15 protein-coding genes are annotated in these 19276 nt (G+C 61.5%); 9 read left to right on the top strand and 6 right to left on the bottom strand.

Annotated elements, in window-relative coordinates; all coding sequences use genetic code 11:
* Position 1: 1 nt before the first annotated feature.
* Complete coding sequence (gene flgE, locus AB4N42_RS24825) at positions 2-1300, top strand: flagellar hook protein FlgE (RefSeq protein ID WP_030142431.1); 1299 nt, start codon at positions 2-4, stop codon at positions 1298-1300.
* Positions 1301-1575: 275 nt separating this feature from the next.
* Here flgE and AB4N42_RS24820 read toward each other — a convergent pair whose 3' ends face one another.
* A complete protein-coding gene (locus AB4N42_RS24820; protein ID WP_217861417.1) occupies positions 1576-4467 on the bottom strand; it encodes a ribonucleoside-diphosphate reductase subunit alpha in 2892 nt (963 codons plus the stop codon).
* A gap of 873 nt (positions 4468-5340) precedes the next feature.
* Between AB4N42_RS24820 and AB4N42_RS24815 the strand changes: the two genes are divergently transcribed.
* Together AB4N42_RS24815 and AB4N42_RS24810 are read left to right on the top strand one after the other, a co-directional pair.
* Positions 5341-6063, top strand: coding sequence for a response regulator (locus tag AB4N42_RS24815; RefSeq protein WP_198798085.1), 723 nt, complete (start codon positions 5341-5343; stop codon positions 6061-6063).
* The gene (locus AB4N42_RS24810; protein WP_198798084.1) at positions 6060-7670 is read left to right on the top strand and encodes an ATP-binding protein; all 1611 of its coding nucleotides are present in this window, start codon (positions 6060-6062) and stop codon (positions 7668-7670) included. Before AB4N42_RS24815 ends, AB4N42_RS24810 begins: the two co-directional genes overlap by 4 nt.
* Positions 7671-7788: 118 nt before the next feature.
* Here the strand turns inward: AB4N42_RS24810 and AB4N42_RS24805 are convergent, their stop codons facing one another.
* Together AB4N42_RS24805 and AB4N42_RS24800 are read right to left on the bottom strand one after the other, a co-directional pair.
* Complete coding sequence (locus AB4N42_RS24805; protein WP_187293362.1) at positions 7789-8514, bottom strand: 4'-phosphopantetheinyl transferase family protein; 726 nt, start codon at positions 8512-8514, stop codon at positions 7789-7791.
* 189 nt (positions 8515-8703) lie between these two features.
* A complete protein-coding gene (locus tag AB4N42_RS24800) occupies positions 8704-9492 on the bottom strand; it encodes a dienelactone hydrolase family protein (RefSeq protein ID WP_181288525.1) in 789 nt (262 codons plus the stop codon).
* Positions 9493-9634: 142 nt separating this feature from the next.
* On the opposite strand from AB4N42_RS24800, the gene AB4N42_RS24795 reads away from it, so the two are divergent.
* The 3 genes from AB4N42_RS24795 (at position 9635) to AB4N42_RS24785 (ending at position 12347) form a co-directional block, all read left to right on the top strand.
* A complete protein-coding gene (locus AB4N42_RS24795) occupies positions 9635-10234 on the top strand; it encodes a membrane protein (RefSeq protein ID WP_030142425.1) in 600 nt (199 codons plus the stop codon).
* Positions 10235-10326: 92 nt separating this feature from the next.
* On the top strand, positions 10327-11004 hold the full coding sequence (locus tag AB4N42_RS24790) for a response regulator (protein ID WP_013694070.1): 678 nt from the start codon (positions 10327-10329) through the stop codon (positions 11002-11004).
* Positions 11001-12347, top strand: coding sequence for an ATP-binding protein (locus tag AB4N42_RS24785; protein WP_217861418.1), 1347 nt, complete (start codon positions 11001-11003; stop codon positions 12345-12347). The genes AB4N42_RS24790 and AB4N42_RS24785 overlap by 4 nt, the downstream gene beginning before the upstream one ends.
* A gap of 100 nt (positions 12348-12447) precedes the next feature.
* On the opposite strand, the gene AB4N42_RS24780 is transcribed toward AB4N42_RS24785, so the two are convergent.
* Positions 12448-13446, bottom strand: a complete 999-nt coding sequence (locus AB4N42_RS24780; RefSeq protein WP_198798081.1) for an AraC family transcriptional regulator — start codon at positions 13444-13446, stop codon at positions 12448-12450.
* 331 nt (positions 13447-13777) lie between these two features.
* Here AB4N42_RS24780 and AB4N42_RS24775 point away from each other — a divergent pair, with 331 nt between their 5' ends.
* Together AB4N42_RS24775 and AB4N42_RS24770 are read left to right on the top strand one after the other, a co-directional pair.
* The gene (locus AB4N42_RS24775; protein ID WP_198798080.1) at positions 13778-15109 is read left to right on the top strand and encodes a dicarboxylate/amino acid:cation symporter; all 1332 of its coding nucleotides are present in this window, start codon (positions 13778-13780) and stop codon (positions 15107-15109) included.
* A 327-nt stretch (positions 15110-15436) separates the two neighbouring features.
* Positions 15437-16618, top strand: coding sequence for a CaiB/BaiF CoA transferase family protein (locus AB4N42_RS24770; protein WP_217861420.1), 1182 nt, complete (start codon positions 15437-15439; stop codon positions 16616-16618).
* A gap of 119 nt (positions 16619-16737) precedes the next feature.
* On the opposite strand, the gene AB4N42_RS24765 is transcribed toward AB4N42_RS24770, so the two are convergent.
* Entirely contained in the window at positions 16738-17232 is a 495-nt protein-coding gene (locus AB4N42_RS24765) for a SprT family zinc-dependent metalloprotease (protein WP_030142420.1), read from the bottom strand.
* Positions 17233-17391: 159 nt separating this feature from the next.
* The gene (locus AB4N42_RS24760) at positions 17392-17994 is read right to left on the bottom strand and encodes a Yip1 family protein (protein ID WP_030142419.1); all 603 of its coding nucleotides are present in this window, start codon (positions 17992-17994) and stop codon (positions 17392-17394) included.
* A gap of 430 nt (positions 17995-18424) precedes the next feature.
* Here AB4N42_RS24760 and ttcA point away from each other — a divergent pair, with 430 nt between their 5' ends.
* Positions 18425-19249: a tRNA 2-thiocytidine(32) synthetase TtcA gene (gene ttcA / locus AB4N42_RS24755; protein ID WP_030142418.1), complete on the top strand. Its 825-nt coding sequence runs from the start codon at positions 18425-18427 to the stop codon at positions 19247-19249.
* The last annotated feature ends 27 nt before the right edge of the window (positions 19250-19276 follow it).

The following is a 19276-nucleotide window of genomic DNA, read 5'->3' as shown; positions in this document are numbered from 1 at the left end:
CATGTCTTTCAACATCGGCCTTAGCGGTCTCTATGCAGCCAACAAACAGCTGGACGTGACCGGCAACAACATCGCCAACGTGGCGACCACCGGTTTCAAATCGTCCCGCGCGGAATTCGAAGACGTCTACTCGGCCACCAAGCTGGGTTCGGGCAGCAAGACCGTCGGCAACGGCGTGCGCCTGGCCAACGTTTCCCAACAGTTCGGCCAGGGTGACGTGAACAACACCGGCAACGTGCTGGACATGGGTATCCAGGGCCAGGGCTTCTTTGTCCTGGATAACGACGGTTCGTTGAGCTACACCCGTGCCGGTACCTTCAAGACCGACAAGGAAGGCTACGTCACCAACAGCGATGGCACTGCACGCCTGCAGGGCTACGGCGTGGACGCCAACGGCAAGATCCTCAACGGGATCCTGACCGACCTGCGCATCGACACCTCGAACCTGCCGCCGCAAGCCACCAGCCTGGTTTCGTCGACCATCAACCTGAACTCGACGGCGACGCCGATCACTGCCGCGTTCAACCCGGCCGATACCGCTACTTTCACCAAGCAGTTCACCACGCCGATCTACGACACCCAGGGTAACCAGCACTCGATGGACCAGTACATGGTCAAGACTGCCGGTAACACCTGGAACGTCTATACCTTGATCGATGGTCGCAACCTGAACGGCAGCTTGCCGACCACGACCGGTGCCACCGCGCCAGTCCCCTCCACCATGAACTTCGATTCGAGCGGCAAGTTGACCTCGGTCACCACTCCGCCAGCGACGGTCAACAGCGATCTGGTATTGACTGGCTGGGTTCCTGGCACCGTGACCAACGGAACCTGGACCGCTAACGGCGCCGCCAGCGCGCCGACCATCACGATTTCCATGGGCAACACCACCCAGTTCAACGCCGACACCGCGCGGTCGATCCCGACCCAGAACGGTTACGCCACTGGCCAGATCACCAACCTGACCATCGATGGCAGCGGCGTGATGCTCGCCAACTTCAGCAACAACCAGACCAAGCCGATCGGTCAGATCGCCCTGGCGAGCTTCACCAACGAACAAGGCCTGCAGCCGGTAGGCGGCACGAGCTGGAAGGAAACCTTCGCCTCGGGCATCCCGGGCTACGACGCGCCACAAACCGGCACCCTGGGTTCGATCGTCTCCAACTCCCTGGAAGAGTCCAACGTCAACCTGACCAACGAACTGGTCGAGCTCATCAAGGCGCAAAGCAACTACCAGGCGAACGCCAAGACTATCTCCACCCAGAGCACCATCATGCAGACCATCATTCAGATGACCTGATATCGATGGTTGCTTGAACGCTGCACAAGGAGCCCCTCGAAAGAGGGGCTTTTTTATGAGCTTCAGTTTTGTATTGCCTGGACCGGCCTCATCGCGAGCAAGCTCGCTCCCACACTGGATTTTCGGCGTTCACAAATCCTTGTGGGAGCGAGCTTGCTCGCGATGGGGCCGGCACAGGCGCCGACTTTCCTCCAGACAAAAGAAAGCCCCCGATAAACCAATGGCCTATCGGGGGCTTCTTTCAGCGGGCGCCTTTACGCGCCCGCCCGCTCAGCTTATTGGCAAGCTTCGCAATCCGGCTCGTCGATCGCGCAAGCCTTTGGCACGGGTGCCGGGCCGGCTGGAGCAGCCAGGACCGAATCGTCACCGTGGTTGCCGCCGCTGGAAACCGCGTTCAGCTTGCCGGTGTTGATGGTCGACTTCTCGGTGCTGGTGGCGGCCAGGGCGCGGAGGTAGTAAGTGGTTTTCAGGCCACGGTACCAAGCCATGCGGTAGGTCACGTCCAGCTTCTTGCCCGAGGCGCCGGCGATGTACAGGTTCAGCGACTGAGCCTGGTCGATCCACTTCTGGCGACGGCTGGCAGCGTCGACGATCCACTTGGTGTCCACTTCGAACGCGGTCGCATAGAGCTCCTTGAGTTCTTGCGGGATGCGCTCGATCTGCTGCACCGAACCGTCGTAGTACTTCAGGTCGTTGATCATGACCGAGTCCCACAGGCCGCGGGCCTTGAGGTCGCGGACCAGGTACGGGTTGATCACGGTGAACTCGCCCGACAGGTTCGATTTCACGTACAGGTTCTGGTAGGTCGGTTCGATCGACTGCGACACGCCGGTGATGTTGGCGATGGTGGCGGTCGGTGCGATGGCCATGATGTTCGAGTTGCGGATGCCTTTCTGCACACGGGCACGAACCGGTGCCCAGTCCAGGGTTTCCTTCAGGTCGACGTCGATGTACTTCTCGCCACGCTGGGCGATCAGGATCTGTTGCGAGTCCAGTGGCAGGACGCCCTTGGACCACAGCGAACCCTGGAACGTCTCGTAGGCGCCGCGCTCGTCGGCCAGGTCGCAGGAAGCCTGGATCGCGTAGTAGCTGACCGCTTCCATGGACTTGTCGGCGAACTCGACCGCAGCGTCCGAACCGTACGGGATGTGCTGCAGGTACAGCGCGTCCTGGAAGCCCATGATGCCGAGGCCGACCGGACGGTGTTTGAAGTTCGAGTTCTTCGCTTGCGGCACCGAGTAGTAGTTGATGTCGATCACGTTGTCGAGCATGCGCACGGCGGTGTTGACGGTGCGTTGCAACTTGGCGGTGTCCAGCTTGCCGTCGACGATGTGGTTCGGCAGGTTGATCGAGCCCAGGTTGCAGACCGCGATCTCATCCTTGTTGGTGTTCAGGGTGATCTCGGTGCACAGGTTCGAGCTGTGGACCACGCCCACGTGCTGCTGCGGGCTGCGCAGGTTGCACGGGTCCTTGAAGGTCAGCCATGGGTGGCCGGTCTCGAACAGCATCGACAGCATCTTGCGCCACAGGTCCTTGGCCTGGACGACTTTGAACAGCTTGATCTTGTTGTACTCGGTCAGGGCTTCGTAGTACTCGTAGCGCTCTTCGAAGGCCTTGCCGGTCAGGTCGTGCAGGTCCGGCACTTCGGACGGCGAGAACAGGGTCCACTTGCCGTCATCGAAGACGCGCTTCATGAACAGGTCAGGGATCCAGTTGGCGGTGTTCATGTCGTGGGTACGACGACGGTCATCACCGGTGTTCTTGCGCAGCTCGATGAACTCTTCGATGTCCATGTGCCAGGTTTCCAGGTAGGCACAGACCGCGCCCTTGCGCTTGCCGCCCTGGTTGACCGCAACGGCGGTGTCGTTGACCACTTTGAGGAACGGCACGACGCCCTGGGATTTGCCGTTGGTGCCCTTGATGTACGAGCCCAATGCGCGAACCGGGGTCCAGTCGTTGCCCAGGCCGCCGGCGAATTTCGACAGCATGGCGTTGTCGTGGATCGCGCCGTAGATGCCCGACAAATCGTCCGGCACGGTGGTCAGGTAGCAACTCGACAGCTGTGGACGCAGGGTGCCGGCGTTGAACAAGGTCGGAGTCGAGGCCATGTAGTCGAAGGACGACAACAGGTTGTAGAACTCGATCGCACGGTCTTCACGCTGCTTCTCTTCGATCGCCAGGCCCATGGCCACGCGCATGAAGAAGACCTGCGGCAGTTCGAAGCGCACGCCATCCTTGTGGATGAAGTAACGGTCGTACAGGGTCTGCAGGCCCAGGTAGGTGAACTGCTGGTCGCGCTCGTGGTTGATCGCCTTGCCGAGTTTTTCCAGGTCGAATTCGGCCAGGACAGGGTTCAGCAATTCGTACTCGATACCCTTGGCGACGTAGGCCGGCAGGGCCTTGGCGTACAGGTCGGCCATTTCGTGGTGGGTGGCGCTCTCGGCGACTTCCAGGAAGCTCAGGCCTTCGGCGCGCAGGGTGTCCATCAGCAGGCGCGCGGTCACGAACGAGTAGTTCGGCTCGCGTTCCACCAGGGTCCGTGCGGTCATCACCAGGGCTGTGTTGACGTCCTTGAGGGCGACGCCGTCATAGAGGTTCTTCAGGGTTTCGCGCTGGATCAGGTCGCCATCGACTTCTTCCAGGCCTTCGCAGGCCTCGGTGACGATGGTGTTCAGGCGGCCCATGTCCAGCGGCGCGAGGCTGCCGTCGGCGCGTGCGATGCGGATCGAAGGGTGGGCCTGGACCGGTGCGTCGGCCGGGGAGCGGGTGGCACGCTCCTTGGCACGGGAGTCACGGTAGATCACGTAGTCGCGAGCGACTTTCTGCTCGCCGGCACGCATCAGGGCCAGTTCGACCTGGTCCTGGATTTCTTCGATGTGGATGGTGCCGCCCGAAGGCATGCGACGCTTGAAGGTCGCGGTGACCTGCTCGGTCAGGCGGGCCACGGTGTCGTGGATTCGCGACGAGGCGGCAGCGGTGCCGCCCTCAACTGCGAGGAACGCTTTGGTGATGGCGACGGTGATCTTGTCATCGGTGTAGGGAACGACAGTGCCGTTACGCTTGATCACACGCAGTTGGCCCGGCGCGGTGGCGGACAGATCCGGGCTCGAATCGGCGGCCAGCGGCGCGGTGCCCTGCGGGTTCTCGCGAGTTGTGTCGGTGTGCATGGGTGTCTCCACGTTCTCTATGTTTATTTGGGCACCATCACGGTGCCCACCGTTCCGTCCTGAAGCACTACAACCGACTGGCGCCGGGTATAACAACTTCGGGACAGTAGGACGCGGGCCACGGGCACCGCCTCCATCCGAAGTTCTTGGGTAACGGGCCTGGGCTCGAAACCGGGTTTGCCAAGGTGGCAGCAAAGGACTGCAACACCCGTACCGTTTCGGTCGTTTTCGACCGTTCGAAACGGTTGCCATCCGCAGGGGCGGTCTGGACTTGGAAACTGCGGTGTTGCAGAAGGACAGAGGCAAGAAAAGCGCTTGAATTCTCTATCCGACTTGTGTTGGGTTTTTTTGGCCTGAAACCCTACATGTAGGGTTTTTTACGCGGCGGGCTACAAGATAATGCGTTTTCAGGCGTGAATCAACGTGCTACCTGTGGATAAGCCTGTGCGTAATTTGTGTGCGAAACGTGGAACTGCTCTGTAGGCCGCGACCTAGCTGGAGCGAGCCTTTTTTCGATGTTTTTGACGACTCGAAAACAGCCCGAGGTTTTTTGCGGGCGCGGACGTTACCACACAAATCCAACCCGACCGAACGCATTTGTCCGCTTGTTTTCTGCGAAGGTGGCGTTTATACAATCGGCCGGTGCATGGGCGTGTTTATCCTCCTTTAACATGACAAAAAGATGGGAAGGATGCAGGTTTCAAGCGGGCACCGTTGTGGCGAGGGGATTTATCCCCGTTGGGCTACGCAGTAGCCCCAAATGGGTGACGGTGGTGTGTCAGACAGGATGCAGGGGGCCGCTTCGCTGCCCAGCGGGGATAAATCCCCTCGCCACAGAGTTTAATGTGCACCTACAACAAGACGAGGCCCCCAGTGGAACAAGAAGCCTGGCAGATTTTGATCGTCGAGGATGACCAGCGTCTCGCCGAGCTGACCCGCGAATACCTGGAAAGCAACGGCCTGCGCGTCGCCATCGAAGGCAACGGCGCGGTGGCGGCGCAGCGGATCATCGACGAGCAGCCGGACCTGGTCATTCTCGACCTGATGCTGCCCGGCGAGGACGGCCTGAGCATCTGCCGCAGGGTGCGCGAGCGCTACGACGGACCGATCCTGATGCTGACGGCGCGTACCGACGACAGCGACCAGATCCAGGGCTTGGACCTGGGCGCCGACGATTATGTCTGCAAGCCCGTGCGCCCGCGCTTGCTGCTGGCGCGCATCCAGGCCCTGCTGCGGCGCAGCGAACCGGAACCTGCCGTGCCACCGAAGCAGAGGCGCCTGGAGTTCGGTCCGTTGGTGGTGGACGACGCCTTGCGCGAAGCCTGGCTGCAGGGCAATGGCATCGAACTGACCAGCGCCGAGTTCGATTTGCTCTGGCTGCTGGTCTCCAATGCCGGGCGCATCCTGTCCCGCGAGGAGATCTTCACTGCCCTGCGCGGTATCGGCTACGACGGCCAGGACCGCTCCATTGACGTGCGCATCTCGCGCATCCGTCCCAAGATCGGCGACGACCCCGACCATCCGCGCTTGATCAAGACCATCCGCAGCAAAGGCTACTTGTTCGTCCCTGAAGCTTGCGTAGACACCGCTCCGTGAACTCAATCTTCCTGCGCATCTATGGCGGCATGTGCGCGGCACTGGTGTTGGTGGCGGTGCTTGGCGTACTGGCGCTGCACCTGCTCAACCAGACGCGCGGCGAGCAATACCGCGAGCGCCTGGCCCACGGTACGTTTTCCTTGATGGCCGATAATTTGCGGCCGATGAATGACACCGAGCGTCGTCGGGCCCTGGCAGTGTGGGCGCGCCTGCTGGGCATCCCGCTGGAACTGCAGGTGCTCAGTCAGGCGGAGCTCGACCTGGGCCAGCGCACCCGCGTCTTGCGTGGGCAGGTCCTGGTGGAACAGATCGGCCCCCATGCGGCGAAGGTCTATCGGCTGGTCAGCGATGGCGAGCAGTTGGCGTTGGTAGGCGAAGTTCGCCAGATCAGCGAGCAGTTGGCCCGGGCGACGATCTACTTGTTGGCCGACGAGCTGGTGCGCTACCCCGTGGCCGAGCAGCCCGAGCGGCTTGCACAACTCAAACAGGAAAAGGGCTTCGGTTTCGACTTGCGCCTGATGACCGTCGACCAGGCAGACATGGACGAAGACCAGCGCCGTCGAGTCTCCGAGGGCGATACGGTGATGGCGCTGGGCAAGGGTGGCGATTCGATCCGCGTGTTCGCCGGGATGGTCGGCACACCGTGGGTCCTGGAAATAGGCCCGCTTTACCAGATGAATCCTTACCCGCCCGAATGGCTGGTGCTGATCGCGGCGTTGGGGTTGAGCCTGATCGGCTTGATCGTCTATCTGCTGGTGCGCCAGTTGGAACGACGTTTGCGCGGCCTGGAGTCGGCCGCCACACAGATCGCCCAGGGCAGCCTGGAAACCCGCGTCCCGGCGCGCGGCGCCGACTCGGTGGGGCGGCTGGCCTCGGCGTTCAATGGCATGGCCGAGCATCTGCAGCAATTGCTGGCGATCCAGCGGGAGCTGGTGCGTGCGGTGTCCCACGAATTGCGCACGCCAGTGGCGCGCCTGCGGTTCGGCCTGGAAATGCTCGGAAGCGCCAGCACGCCCCAGGCCCGGGACAAATACCTGGCCGGCATGGACCACGACATCGAAGACCTCGACCGGCTGGTGGATGAAATGCTGACGTATGCGCGTCTGGAGCAGGGCTCACCGGCGTTGAATTTCCAGCGATTGGACCTGGACGCGTTGGTCAGTCAAGTCATCGAAGAATTGGGCCCTCTGCGGGCCGGGGTTACCGTGGAGCGTGGCCTTTGCCTGTCCGCAGCCGATTGCGATGGCGCCTGGGTCGAGGCCGAGCCGAGATTCCTGCATCGCGCCCTGCAGAACCTGGTGGGCAACGCGATGCGCCACGCCAGATCCCGGGTGACGGTGAGTTACCAGGTGGGCCAGTTGCGCTGCCGGATCGATGTCGAGGATGACGGACCGGGCGTGCCAGAGGCGGCCTGGGAGCGAGTCTTCAAGCCGTTCCTGCGCCTGGACGACAGCCGCGCGCGTGCCTCGGGTGGCCATGGATTGGGGCTGTCGATCGTGCGGCGGATCATCCACTGGCATGACGGCCGGGCATTGATCGGCAAGAGCAAAAGCCTGGGCGGGGCGTGTTTCAGCTTGAGCTGGCCGAGGCATCAGGATCGGTCTTGAGATAAGCGCTGAATGATATTCCGCTTTCGCGAGCAAGCCCGCTCCCACATTTTGAAAATGCATACCACCTGTGGGAGCGGGCTTGCCCGCGAAGGCGGCACTCCAGGCAATACAAATCTCAGGCCTCGATCCCCACCAGGCTCAACAACTGCCCATCCTTCACCCCAAACTGCCCTTGCAACTCACTGCCATGACGCCATTCGGGCGACAGGTCGGTCAGCAGCCGCAGGCGCACTTGCCCACCATGGGACCATTCCAGCACCTCGGCATGTTCGAAATAGAAACGCTTCCCGACGATTGGATACAGCGCCTTGAACAGGCTTTCCTTGATCGAGAAGGTCAACGTCACCAGTAGCGCCCGGTCCTCTCGCGAAGTGGTTGTCATGCGCAGCAGTTCGGCGGGCGTGAGGATTTCCCCGGCCAGGCGCTCGGCGCGCTCCGGGTCGAGCAGGTTTTCCAGGTCCATGCCCAGGCCTTGCCAACGCTGTTTCTGCGCGACGATGGCCGCTGCCCGGCCGGTGCTGTGGGTGATCGAACCGCTGATGTGGGCTGGCCAGACGGGGGCGCGGTCTTCGCCGATGGGAGGAATACAGGCGATCCCATCAAGCCGATGCAAGGCCGCCCGGGCGCAGATCCGCCCGGCGAGGAATTCCGCCTGGCGCTTGGCCACCGAGCGCTGGATGCTGTCCGGCTTTTCGATGGCGCTGTTGGGGAAATCAGCCGCGACGAGCAGCAGCGGATCGAAGCGAGTGCTGAGCAGCACCGTATCGGGCAGGGCGTCGGGCAGCAGCCAATGTTCATCCAGAGGCGAGCAGCAGGCGGGCAGGGCGGGGAGTGGGTTCATACCCGGCATTTTGCCGGGTTGGCTTGAGGCTGGGTAGTGGGAAGACGTTTGAGCGGGATCGCTTTTGTGGCGAGGGAGCTTGCTCCCGCTCGACTGCGCAGCGGTCGCCGACAATCTTGGGGCCGCTTCGCCCGAAGCGTCGGACCGTCCCAGCGGGAGCAAGCTCCCTCGCCACAGGAGCAGTATGTATCAGAAAATCTTCTTGAAGAACTTCTGCATGTCCGCCCAGGACTTCTGATCGGCTTCCTTGTTGTAGCCAATGTCCGGCCCGCCGTGTTCGCCATGGCTCAATCGGTCGGCGTCGGGGTTGCTGAAGCCGTGCTTGGCGCCTTCGAGGCTGACGAATTTGTAGTCGGCGCCGGCCTTGTCCATTTCGCTCTTGAACGCAGTGACGTTGTCCTCGGTGACCATGCTGTCCAGCGCGCCGTGTTCCACCAGGATCTTGGCCTTGACGCTGCCAGGAGTGGCCGGCGTGTTGGTGACCAGGGCCCCGTGGAAACTCACCACGCCGGCCAGTGGCACGCCTTGGCGCGCTGCGTCCAGCACCACCTTGCCACCGAAGCAGTAGCCGATGGCGGCGAGTTTGTCCGGATCGGTCTGGGGTTGTTTCTTCAAGAGGTCGAGCCCGGCCTGGAAGCGTGCGCTGGCCGCCTGGCTGTCCTTGAGCGCTGCCTGCATGAACGCCATGGCGTCCTTGGGATGCTCGGTGTTCTTGCCATCGCCGTACATGTCGATGGCCAGGGCGCTGTAGCCAAGACCGGCGAGGTCACGGGCGCGGCGCTTGGAATAATCGTTCAGTCCCCACCATTCATGCACCACCACCACGCCCGGGCGCGGGCCCTTGACCGCGTCGTCGTAGGCGTAATAGCCGATCAGCTTCGTGCCGTCGGCACTGGTGTAGGGAATCTCCTGGGTCTGGATGGCGGCGTGGCTGGCGCCGCTCAAGGCCAGCAGTACAACAGCAAGCAACCTGCGCATGATCGATCTCCTTAAAAAGTGGTGCACACAGACTAGCCGATTCATTCAGCCGAGGTTCAGAGAACATTCAAGGGGTGTTCAGGGAGCGATGGCTATCGTGGCTGCGACTTCACACAACCATTGCTTCACAAGGAACCTGATCATGACTGCTATGAAAAAACTGTTGCTGGCATTCACTGTACTGGGCGCCAGCGCCATGGCCCACGCCGATGACAACTTCGCCAGCCTGACCCTCGGCCAGACCAGCGACAAGGTCAAGAAATCCAACGCCCTGGACCAGAACCTGAACCATCCGAACGCCGACGGCGCGATCGCCAAGGACACCACCTACGGCCTGCGCCTGGGTCGGCAGAATGATCAAGGTCGCTACTACGCCACCTACGACAACGTATCGGGCAGCCACAACGGCATCAAGCTGCGCCAGGAAAACCTGCTGGGCAGCTATGACTTGTTCTATCCGGTCACCAGCAGCACCAAGCTGTTCGGCGGTGGCACGGCGGGCCTGACCAAATTGACCCAGGACTCGCCAGGCTTCAGCCGCGACACCGACATCGGCTACGCGGTGGGCTTGCAAGGCGGCGTCCTGCAACAGATTTCACAAAACACCTCGGTGGAACTGGGGTACCGTTACCTGCGCAGCAATGCCAGCACCGAAATGAGTCCGCACGGTGGCGCCAAGGTTGGCTCGCTGGACCTGACCAGCAGCGCCCAGACCTATCTGTCGGCGAACTACACCTTCTAGACGGCAGGAGATGGAAACGTGCAGCCGGGTCGGCCCAAGACGATCCGGCGCGTTGTTTGACATGGCTGTTCTGAATCGCCTGGGAGAGGCCCATGAAACTATTGGTTGTCGAAGACGAAGCGCTGTTGCGTCATCACCTGCAAACCCGGCTCACTGACAGCGGCCATGTGGTGCAGGCCGTGGCCAATGCCGAAGAGGCCCTGTATCAGGTCCGCGAGTTCAATCATGACCTGGCGGTGATCGACCTCGGCTTGCCAGGCATCAGCGGCCTGGAGTTGATTCGCCGGCTGCGCTCACAGGACAAGACTTTTCCGATCCTGATCCTCACCGCCCGCGGCAACTGGCAGGACAAGGTCGAAGGCCTTGCCGCCGGGGCGGACGATTATGTGGTCAAGCCGTTCCAGTTCGAAGAGCTGGAGGCCCGGCTCAATGCCTTGCTGCGACGTTCCAGTGGCTTCACCCAGTCGACCATCGTCGCCGGGCCATTGCTGCTGGACCTCAACCGCAAGCAGGCGTCCCTCGGCGAAGAACCACTCGCATTGACGGCTTATGAATATCGCATCCTTGAATACCTGATGCGCCACCACCAGCAGGTGGTCGCCAAGGACCGCTTGATGGAGCAACTGTACCCGGATGACGACGAGCGCGATCCCAATGTCATCGAGGTATTGGTGGGCCGCTTGCGCCGCAAACTGGAAGCCCCGGCCGGCTTCAAGCCGATCGACACCGTGCGGGGCCTGGGTTATCTGTTCAACGAGCGCTGCCAGTGATTCGTTCGCTGCGACTGCGGTTGATGCTGGCCGCCATGACCCTGGCGGCGCTGTTCATGCTGGCCTTGTTGCCGGCGATGCAGGGGGCGTTCAGCCTGGCCCTGCAGGAGTCCATCGAACAACGCCTGGCATCGGATGTGACCACGCTGATTTCCGCCGCCCGGGTGGAAAATGGTCGATTGAAGATGCCGGCGCAATTGCCGGATGAACGCTTCAACCTCGCCGATGCCCGATTGCTGGGCTACATCTATGATCGCGACGGCAACCTGGTCTGGCGCTCGAAGGCGACCCAGGAAGAACACATCAACTACACGCCGCGGTATGACGGCCAAGGCAACCAGTTCGCGCGTATCCGCGAGGACAACGGCCAGGAATTCTTTGTCTATGACGTCGAGGTCAAGCTGCTCGGCGGCCAGAGCGCGGCGTTCAGTATCGTCACCTTGCAGCCGGTGCGTGATTACGAACTGACCTTGCAAGGGCTGCGGGACAATCTCTACCTTGGTTTTGGTGCGGCCTTGGTGGTGCTGCTGGCGCTGTTGTGGATCGGCCTGACCTGGGGGTTGCGCGCCTTGCGACGCCTGAGCCAGGAATTGGACGAAATCGAAGCGGGTACGCGGGAAAGCCTGAGCACTGCACACCCTCGGGAGCTGTTGCGCCTGACGGGCTCGCTTAACCGGTTGTTGCACAGCGAGCGTGAACAGCGCAGCCGCTATCGCGACTCCCTCGATGACCTGGCCCACAGCCTGAAAACCCCGCTGGCCGTGTTGCAGGGCGTCAGCGAAGACATGGCCCGGCGCCCGCAGGACCGTGGGCAGGCTTGGGTGCTGCAGACCCAGATCGAACGCATGAGCCAGCAGATCGGCTACCAGTTGCAACGGGCCAGCCTGCGCAAAAGCGGGCTGGTGCGCCACCAGGTGCGTCTGCGCCCGGTCCTGCAGAGTCTGTGCGACACCCTCGACAAGGTCTATCGCGACAAGCGTGTCCAGGTCCATTTCGATTTGCCGGAGCACTGCCAGGTGCCGATCGAACAGGGCGCCCTGCTGGAGATGCTTGGCAATTTGCTGGAAAACGCTTATCGGCTGTGCCTGGGTGAAGTGCGGATCAGCGTGCACCAGACCCTCGGCGGTACGGAGTTGAGCGTCGAGGACGATGGCCCAGGCGTACCGCCGGACCAGCGTGCGCGGATTCTCCAGCGAGGCGAACGGTTGGATCGCCAGCATCCGGGGCAAGGGATCGGGCTGGCGGTGGTCAAGGACATCATCGAGAGCTATGGCGCGCGGTTGACCTTGGGGGATTCGGAATTGGGCGGGGCGGCGTTCCGGATTCTGTTTCCGGTGGTTTGACTGGAATATTTCCAGTGTTTTTTACGGGCCCCTGTGGCGAGGGAGCAAGCTCCCTCGCCACGGGAATCGGTACATGCAGCAAAGATGCTGGATGCCCCCATCAGTTTTCCAACTCCCGATACGCCCCCGGCGTCACCCCCGTCCACTTCTTGAACGCCCGATGAAACGCCGACGGCTCCGAGAACCCGAGCTGCTCGGCAATCTGCTGCAACGACAGATCCGCCCGGCCCAAATGGTAGATGGCGATATCCCGCCGCAGTTGATCCTTGAGTTCCTGGAAGCTGGTGCCTTCTTCGCGAAGGTGTCGGCGCAGCGTCTGGGAACTGATGTGCAGATGCGCGGCGACGGTGTCCAGGTCGGGCCAACGCGCTGTGTCGCGGCTGAGCAGGCGGCGCAGTTGGCTGCTCAGGCTGTGGCCATCGTCCGGGCGCGAGAGCAGGTCGGCGGGTGAGCGTTCGAGAAAATGCTTGAGCGTTCGCTCGTCCTGGAGCAGCGGCATGTCCAGGTAGCGCCCGTGAAACAACAGGCTGGTCCGTCGAGCCTCGAATACCAGCGGGCAGGGGAACAGCAGGTCGTACTCCGCGCCGTGGGCAGGCTTGGCATAGCTGAAGGTCGCCTGCTCCAGACCGATCCGCTGGCCGATCAGCCAACTGCCGAGGCGATGCCAGATGACCAGCAGGCTTTCTGTCAGGAAATGATCGGGATCGCGCAGCGTCGACTCATCCAGGTTCAACCGTACCCGGTCGCCTTCGGTTTCCAGGGTCAGGCTCGGCGCATCGGGAAACAGGCTGTAAAAGAGCAGGCCGCGTTGCAGGGCTTTGCCCAGGGTCCGACAGTGGATCAACGTGTGACACATCATGGCAAACGTCCCGGGTTTACTCGCGGCCCGGCCAAATCCGAGGAATTCATCCTCCAGATCCGCCCATAGCGCCTGCAACAGCCGGGCGAACTGCTCCGGGGCGATTCGCGCTCGCGGTTCGTCGAGCAGCTCGGGGCTGATGCCCAATTGTTGCAGCAGAGGGAGATAGTCAAACCCGTGCCGGCGCGCGCCGCCCAGGGCTGCGCGGGCGAAGTGGCTGGCAATCGTGCGTTGGCGCATGGCTCAAATCCGTCCGTTAAGCCGGCGATGGTAGCAGGGCGTCCGGGCTGGACAAGGCGGATATCCGCCAAATCCAGGAGTGAGAAACGGCGTCTTGGCGGAAATCCGCCATCCTTCGCCGCCTGTTTAACCGGCGACAAATAAACAAAAGCGTTCTGCAACACGGGTTGTAGGGCATTTCCTCAAAATGGCACGGGCCTTGCGATGCCCTGTGCAGGTCTGCCGCGTGCAGCCGACAAAACAAATCCCTCCAGTGCAGGAGGGTTCGCAATTGAGGTGTCGTGGACAACAGGTGGATGTTGCCCCACGGGACTCTTGAGGAAGGTTTGCCATGACGACTCGTCAGCCACTGTACAAATCCCTGTATTTCCAGGTGATCGTAGCCATTGCCATCGGCATTTTGCTCGGTCACTTCTACCCGCAGACCGGCGTTGCCCTCAAGCCGTTCGGTGACGGGTTCATCAAGTTGATCAAGATGGTCATCGCCCCCATCATCTTCTGCACCGTCGTCAGCGGTATCGCTGGCATGCAGAACATGAAATCGGTCGGCAAGACCGGCGGCTACGCGCTGCTGTACTTCGAAATCGTTTCCACCATCGCTCTGCTGATCGGCCTGGTCGTGGTCAACGTCGTGCAACCGGGCAACGGCATGCACATCGACGTGTCGACCCTGGACACCAGCAAGATCGCCGGTTTCATTTCTGCCGGTAAAGACCAGAGCATCATTGCCTTCATCCTCAACGTGATCCCGAACACCATTGTCGGTGCGTTCGCCAACGGCGACATCCTGCAAGTGCTGATGTTCTCGGTGATCTTCGGTTTTGCCCTGCATCGCCTGGGTGCCTACGGCAAGCCGGTGCTGGACTTCATCGATCGCTTCGCCCACGTGATGTTCATCATCATCAACATGATCATGAAGCTGGCTCCGCTCGGTGCGTTCGGTGCCATGGCCTTCACCATCGGCGCCTACGGTGTCGGTTCGCTGGTGCAACTGGGCCAGCTGATGATCTGCTTCTACATCACCTGCGTGGTGTTCGTGCTGGTGGTGCTGGGCGCCATCTGCCGCGCCCACGGCTTCAGCGTGGTCAAGCTGATTCGCTACATCCGTGAAGAACTGCTGATCGTGCTGGGCACTTCCTCCTCGGAATCGGCCCTGCCGCGCATGCTGATCAAGATGGAGCGCCTGGGTGCCAAGAAATCCGTGGTTGGCCTGGTGATCCCGACTGGCTATTCGTTCAACCTCGACGGTACCTCGATCTACCTGACCATGGCCGCAGTGTTCATCGCCCAGGCCACCGATACCCCGATGGACCTGACTCACCAGATCACCTTGCTGGCGGTGCTGTTGCTGTCCTCCAAAGGTGCGGCTGGCGTGACCGGTAGCGGCTTCATCGTGCTGGCGGCCACCCTGTCGGCCGTGGGCACCTTGCCGGTTGCCGGCCTGGCGCTGATCCTGGGCATCGACCGCTTCATGTCCGAAGCCCGTGCGCTGACCAACCTGGTGGGCAACGCCGTTGCCACGATCGTGGTCGCCAAGTGGGTCAAAGAGCTGGACGAAGACCAATTGCAGACCGAACTGGCTTCCGGTGGTCGCGGTATCTCCGATGTCCGTGAAGAAGACGACGTGGTTGCAGCGGCTGATACCGCAGTGCCTGTGAAGTGATCTTCGGCCTGTGACGAAAAACCCGCTTCGGCGGGTTTTTTGTTGGACGCAATTATCGGCAGACAGGCTTTTGTGGCGAGGGGAGCTTGCTCCCGCTGGGCTGCGCAGCAGCCCCCCGACCACTTGAATGCTGTCTACCTGATACACCGCGGCGGTTGGTTTGGGGTCGCTTCGCCCGAAGCGTCGGACCGTCCCAGCGGGAGCAAGCTCCCTCGCCACCATGAAGTTGTGCTGAGCATAATTGTCAGCCCAGACAACCCCTTCGGTAATTGCCCCACCGCCAACCCCTGCCTAGTCTTGGATGCACATTCAAAGCGGAGATCTTCCATGCAGGGGCCACTGGCATCGCTCAAGGTTCTGGATTTCTCGACCCTGCTGCCAGGGCCGTTCGCCTCGCTGTTGCTGGCGGACATGGGCGCCGAGGTGCTGCGCATCGAATCGCCGGACCGTCCGGATCTGCTGAGGATCCTGCCGCCCCACGACCAGGGCGTCTCGGCCAGCCATGCGTACCTCAATCGCAACAAGCGCAGCCTGGCACTGGACCTCAAGCAGCCGGCGGCGCTGGAGATCATCAAACGGCTATTGGCCGACCATGACATCCTGTTGGAGCAATTTCGCCCCGGCGTGATGGAGCGGTTGGGCCTGGGCTATGAAGCGCTGAAGGCGATCAATCCCCGGCTGATCTACGTGTCGATTACCGGCTACGGCCAGACGGGGCCCTACAAGGACCGCGCCGGCCATGACATCAACTACCTGGCCCTGGCGGGGCTGGCCAGCCACACCGGCCGTGCCGACAGCGGCCCGTTGCCGCTGGGGATCCAGGCGGCAGACATCGCTGGCGGTTCGCTGCATGGGGTGATCGGGCTGTTGGCGGCGGTGATCGCCCGTCAGCAGAGCGGGCAGGGCCAGCACTTGGACGTGAGCATGACCGATTGCGTTTTCAGCCTGAATGCCTTGGCCGGCGCCGGTTACCTGGCTTGTGGCGTGGAGCCGGCGCGGGAAAATCACGTGCTGAACGGCGGCAGTTTTTATGACTACTACCGCACCCGCGATGGCCGGTGGATGTCGGTGGGGAGCCTGGAACCGGCTTTCCTGCAGGCATTGTGCGAAGTGTTGGGGCGACCGGAGCTGGCAGCGCAGGGATTGTCGTCCGAGCCTGGGCAACAACACCTGCTGAAACGGGAGCTGCAGAGCGAATTCGAAAAATACGATTTCACTGAGCTCCAGGCGATGTTCGCCAAGGTCGATGCCTGCGTCGAGCCGGTGCTGGGGCTGGACGAGGCGCTTGAGCATCCTCAGTTGAAAGCTCGGGACCTGGTCACCCAAGTGCCCCGTGGTGATGGCTCGCGACAGCCGCAGATCGCCTGTCCATTGAAGTTTTCCGAAGGGCTGCCCGAGCCGCGGCATATCGGCGCGAGGCTGGGGGAGCATACGGACCAGGTATTGGGGGCGTTGGGGTTCAGTGCGGAGCGGATCAATCAATTGCGCAGTGACAGGGTGGTTGTGTAGCGACCGTCAGGGCCCTATCGCGAGCAAGCTCGCTCCCACAGGGGATTAATGTCGTTCACGGATCTAGGGTGGGAGCGAGCTTGCTCGCGATGAGGCCAGTCCAAACACTACAAAAAGCACTATTCGACCCGCGTCTCCCCACTGAACACCAAAGTATTGCGACAACTGCGGCACAAATACCGCCGCCCCTGACGCACCAGGCGATGGCGCTGGGCCGTGAACGGGAAATCGCTGCCGTCGCACGGGCATTTATAAATGTAGCGGGTCGCGGTGCGGCGTTTGATCTCGTAGGTGTGGCAACGGTTGGGTGGCAGTTCGTAGACTCCACGCATGATCAGTTGCCATTCCTCGCCATGGGCCTGGATACGGTCGCCAAATAACTGATGGGCAATCAGGTGCGCCACCTCGTGGGCCACCGTCTGCTTGAGGAAGTCTTCGGCGTTTTCCTGGTACAGCTGCGGGTTGAAGCGCAGCAGGTTTTCATGCAAATGCGCGACGCCGGCTTTCTGGCCGCGCAACTTGAGGCTGACCACCGGGCGTTTGAAAGGACGTTTGAAAAAGGATTCGGCTTGTTGGTAACACTCTTCGACGCGGGTATTGAGTTGCTCGAGCATGCTTTACGGGTCTCCAGAAAGGCGAGTATGCCGCAAGCGCTGGCCGTTGCGAATCGCCCAGGTGCCCAATGGTCGTCCCGGCAGATCCAGAGACAGAGGAAGGCCGCCTTGCGGCGGCCTGTGGTGGCAGATCGTTTTTTGTTGGAGAGCCTCAATCCTTCAATTGGTATAGACCGGACCAACGCCCAGCCCCCAGACAATCACCGTGAACGCCATGATCGCCACCAGCACCACCAGGCCGACGGCAAGCACCGAGCTGGAAAACAGGAAGCCTTCGTCCTGGGGAATGTTCATGAACGTCGGCAGGCCCACGTACAACAGGTAGACCGTGTAGCAGATCGCCGCAGTGCCGACGATCATCCCCAGCCACATGTGTGGATAGAGCGCCGCCAGGCCGCCAATGAACAACGGGGTTGCGGTGTAGGTGGCAAACGCGACACACCGGGCCAGGCTCGGGCTGGCGTCATAGGTTCGGGCCATCCAGTGAATGAACGCACCCATCACTGCCACGCCGCCCAACATGGCCAGGTAGGACATGATGGTCATCCACAGCGCGCTTTCCTGGGTGAGCATGACCGGTGGGCGATTACCAATGACCCATCCCACCTGCGTGGTACCGATGAACGCCGACACCGCCGGGATGGCCGCCAGGATCAGCGTGTGGGTGAGGTACATGTGGCTGATGCTTTCCTCCTGATCGCCACGGATTTCTTTCCATTCTTGATCAGGGTGGGTAAAGAGCCCCACGACATGATGGATCATAGTCAGTCACTCCTTTGTTATTGCCATCGCCCCCCAACGGAGCGCCTACGGGCCAAGTGGCCGGGTAAGTTAAGGTCTGTAAGTGTGTGCGACCTTATGCCGCAGTATAGAAAGGAGTGACGGCGAGGGGGATGGGGGGCTTAGAGCAAATCGCGCTGTAGCCGGGAGCACTAATCGCCGTTAGGTCTGTGCGCGAGGTTTCTGGCGCGCCGGATTTTACTGTGGCGAGGGGATTTATCCCCGCTGGGCTGCGCAGCGGCCCCAATTATTCCCATACCACCGCGCAGTGTCAGGCTAAACGCAGGGGTTGCTGCGCAACCCGACGGGGATAAATCCCCTCGCCACAAAAGTGCCTGTCATCAGCCTTCGCCGACGGCGGATTTTTTGCGTAAAATGCCGGCCTTTCGTCACACCTCACGGATTTCGCGTCATGGGCACTCTTACGGTCAACCAGAACAAACTGCAAAAGCGCCTGCGCCGCCTGGCCGGTGAGGCGGTCGCCGACTACAACATGATCGAGGATGGCGACAAGGTCATGGTCTGCCTGTCCGGCGGTAAGGACAGCTACACCTTGCTCGACGTGCTGATGCATTTGCAGAAGGTTGCCCCGATCAAGTTCGACATCGTCGCGGTGAACATGGACCAGAAGCAGCCCGGGTTCCCCGAGCATGTGCTGCCGGCCTACCTCGAGTCGCTGGGCGTGGAATATCACATCGTCGAGAAAGACACCTATTCGGTGGTCAAGGAACTGATTCCCGAGGGCAAAACCACCTGCTCGCTGTGCTCACGCCTGCGCCGTGGAACGCTCTATACCTTCGCCGACGAGATCGGCGCTACCAAGATGGCCCTGGGTCATCACCGCGACGACATCGTCGAGACGTTCTTCCTGAACATGTTCTACAACGGCTCGCTCAAGGCCATGCCACCCAAGCTGCGGGCCGACGACGGGCGCAACGTGGTGATTCGCCCACTGGCCTATTGCAACGAGAAGGACATCCAGGCCTATTCGGATTTCAAGCAATTCCCGATCATCCCCTGCAACCTGTGCGGCTCCCAGGAAAACCTGCAGCGCCAGGTGGTCAAGGAGATGCTCCAGGAATGGGAGCGCAAGACTCCGGGGCGTACCGAGAGCATTTTCCGAGGCCTGCAGAACGTCATTCCGTCGCAACTGGCGGACCGCAACCTGTTCGACTTCACCAACCTGCGCATCGATGAAAACGCCACGCCGCGGTTCGTCAATGTGGTGAATCTTTGACGATTGCAGCGACATTTTCTTGCGGCG

It is taken from the genome of Pseudomonas sp. H2_D02, assembly GCF_054677635.1.
This window is presented reverse-complemented; position numbering and strand designations above follow the sequence as displayed.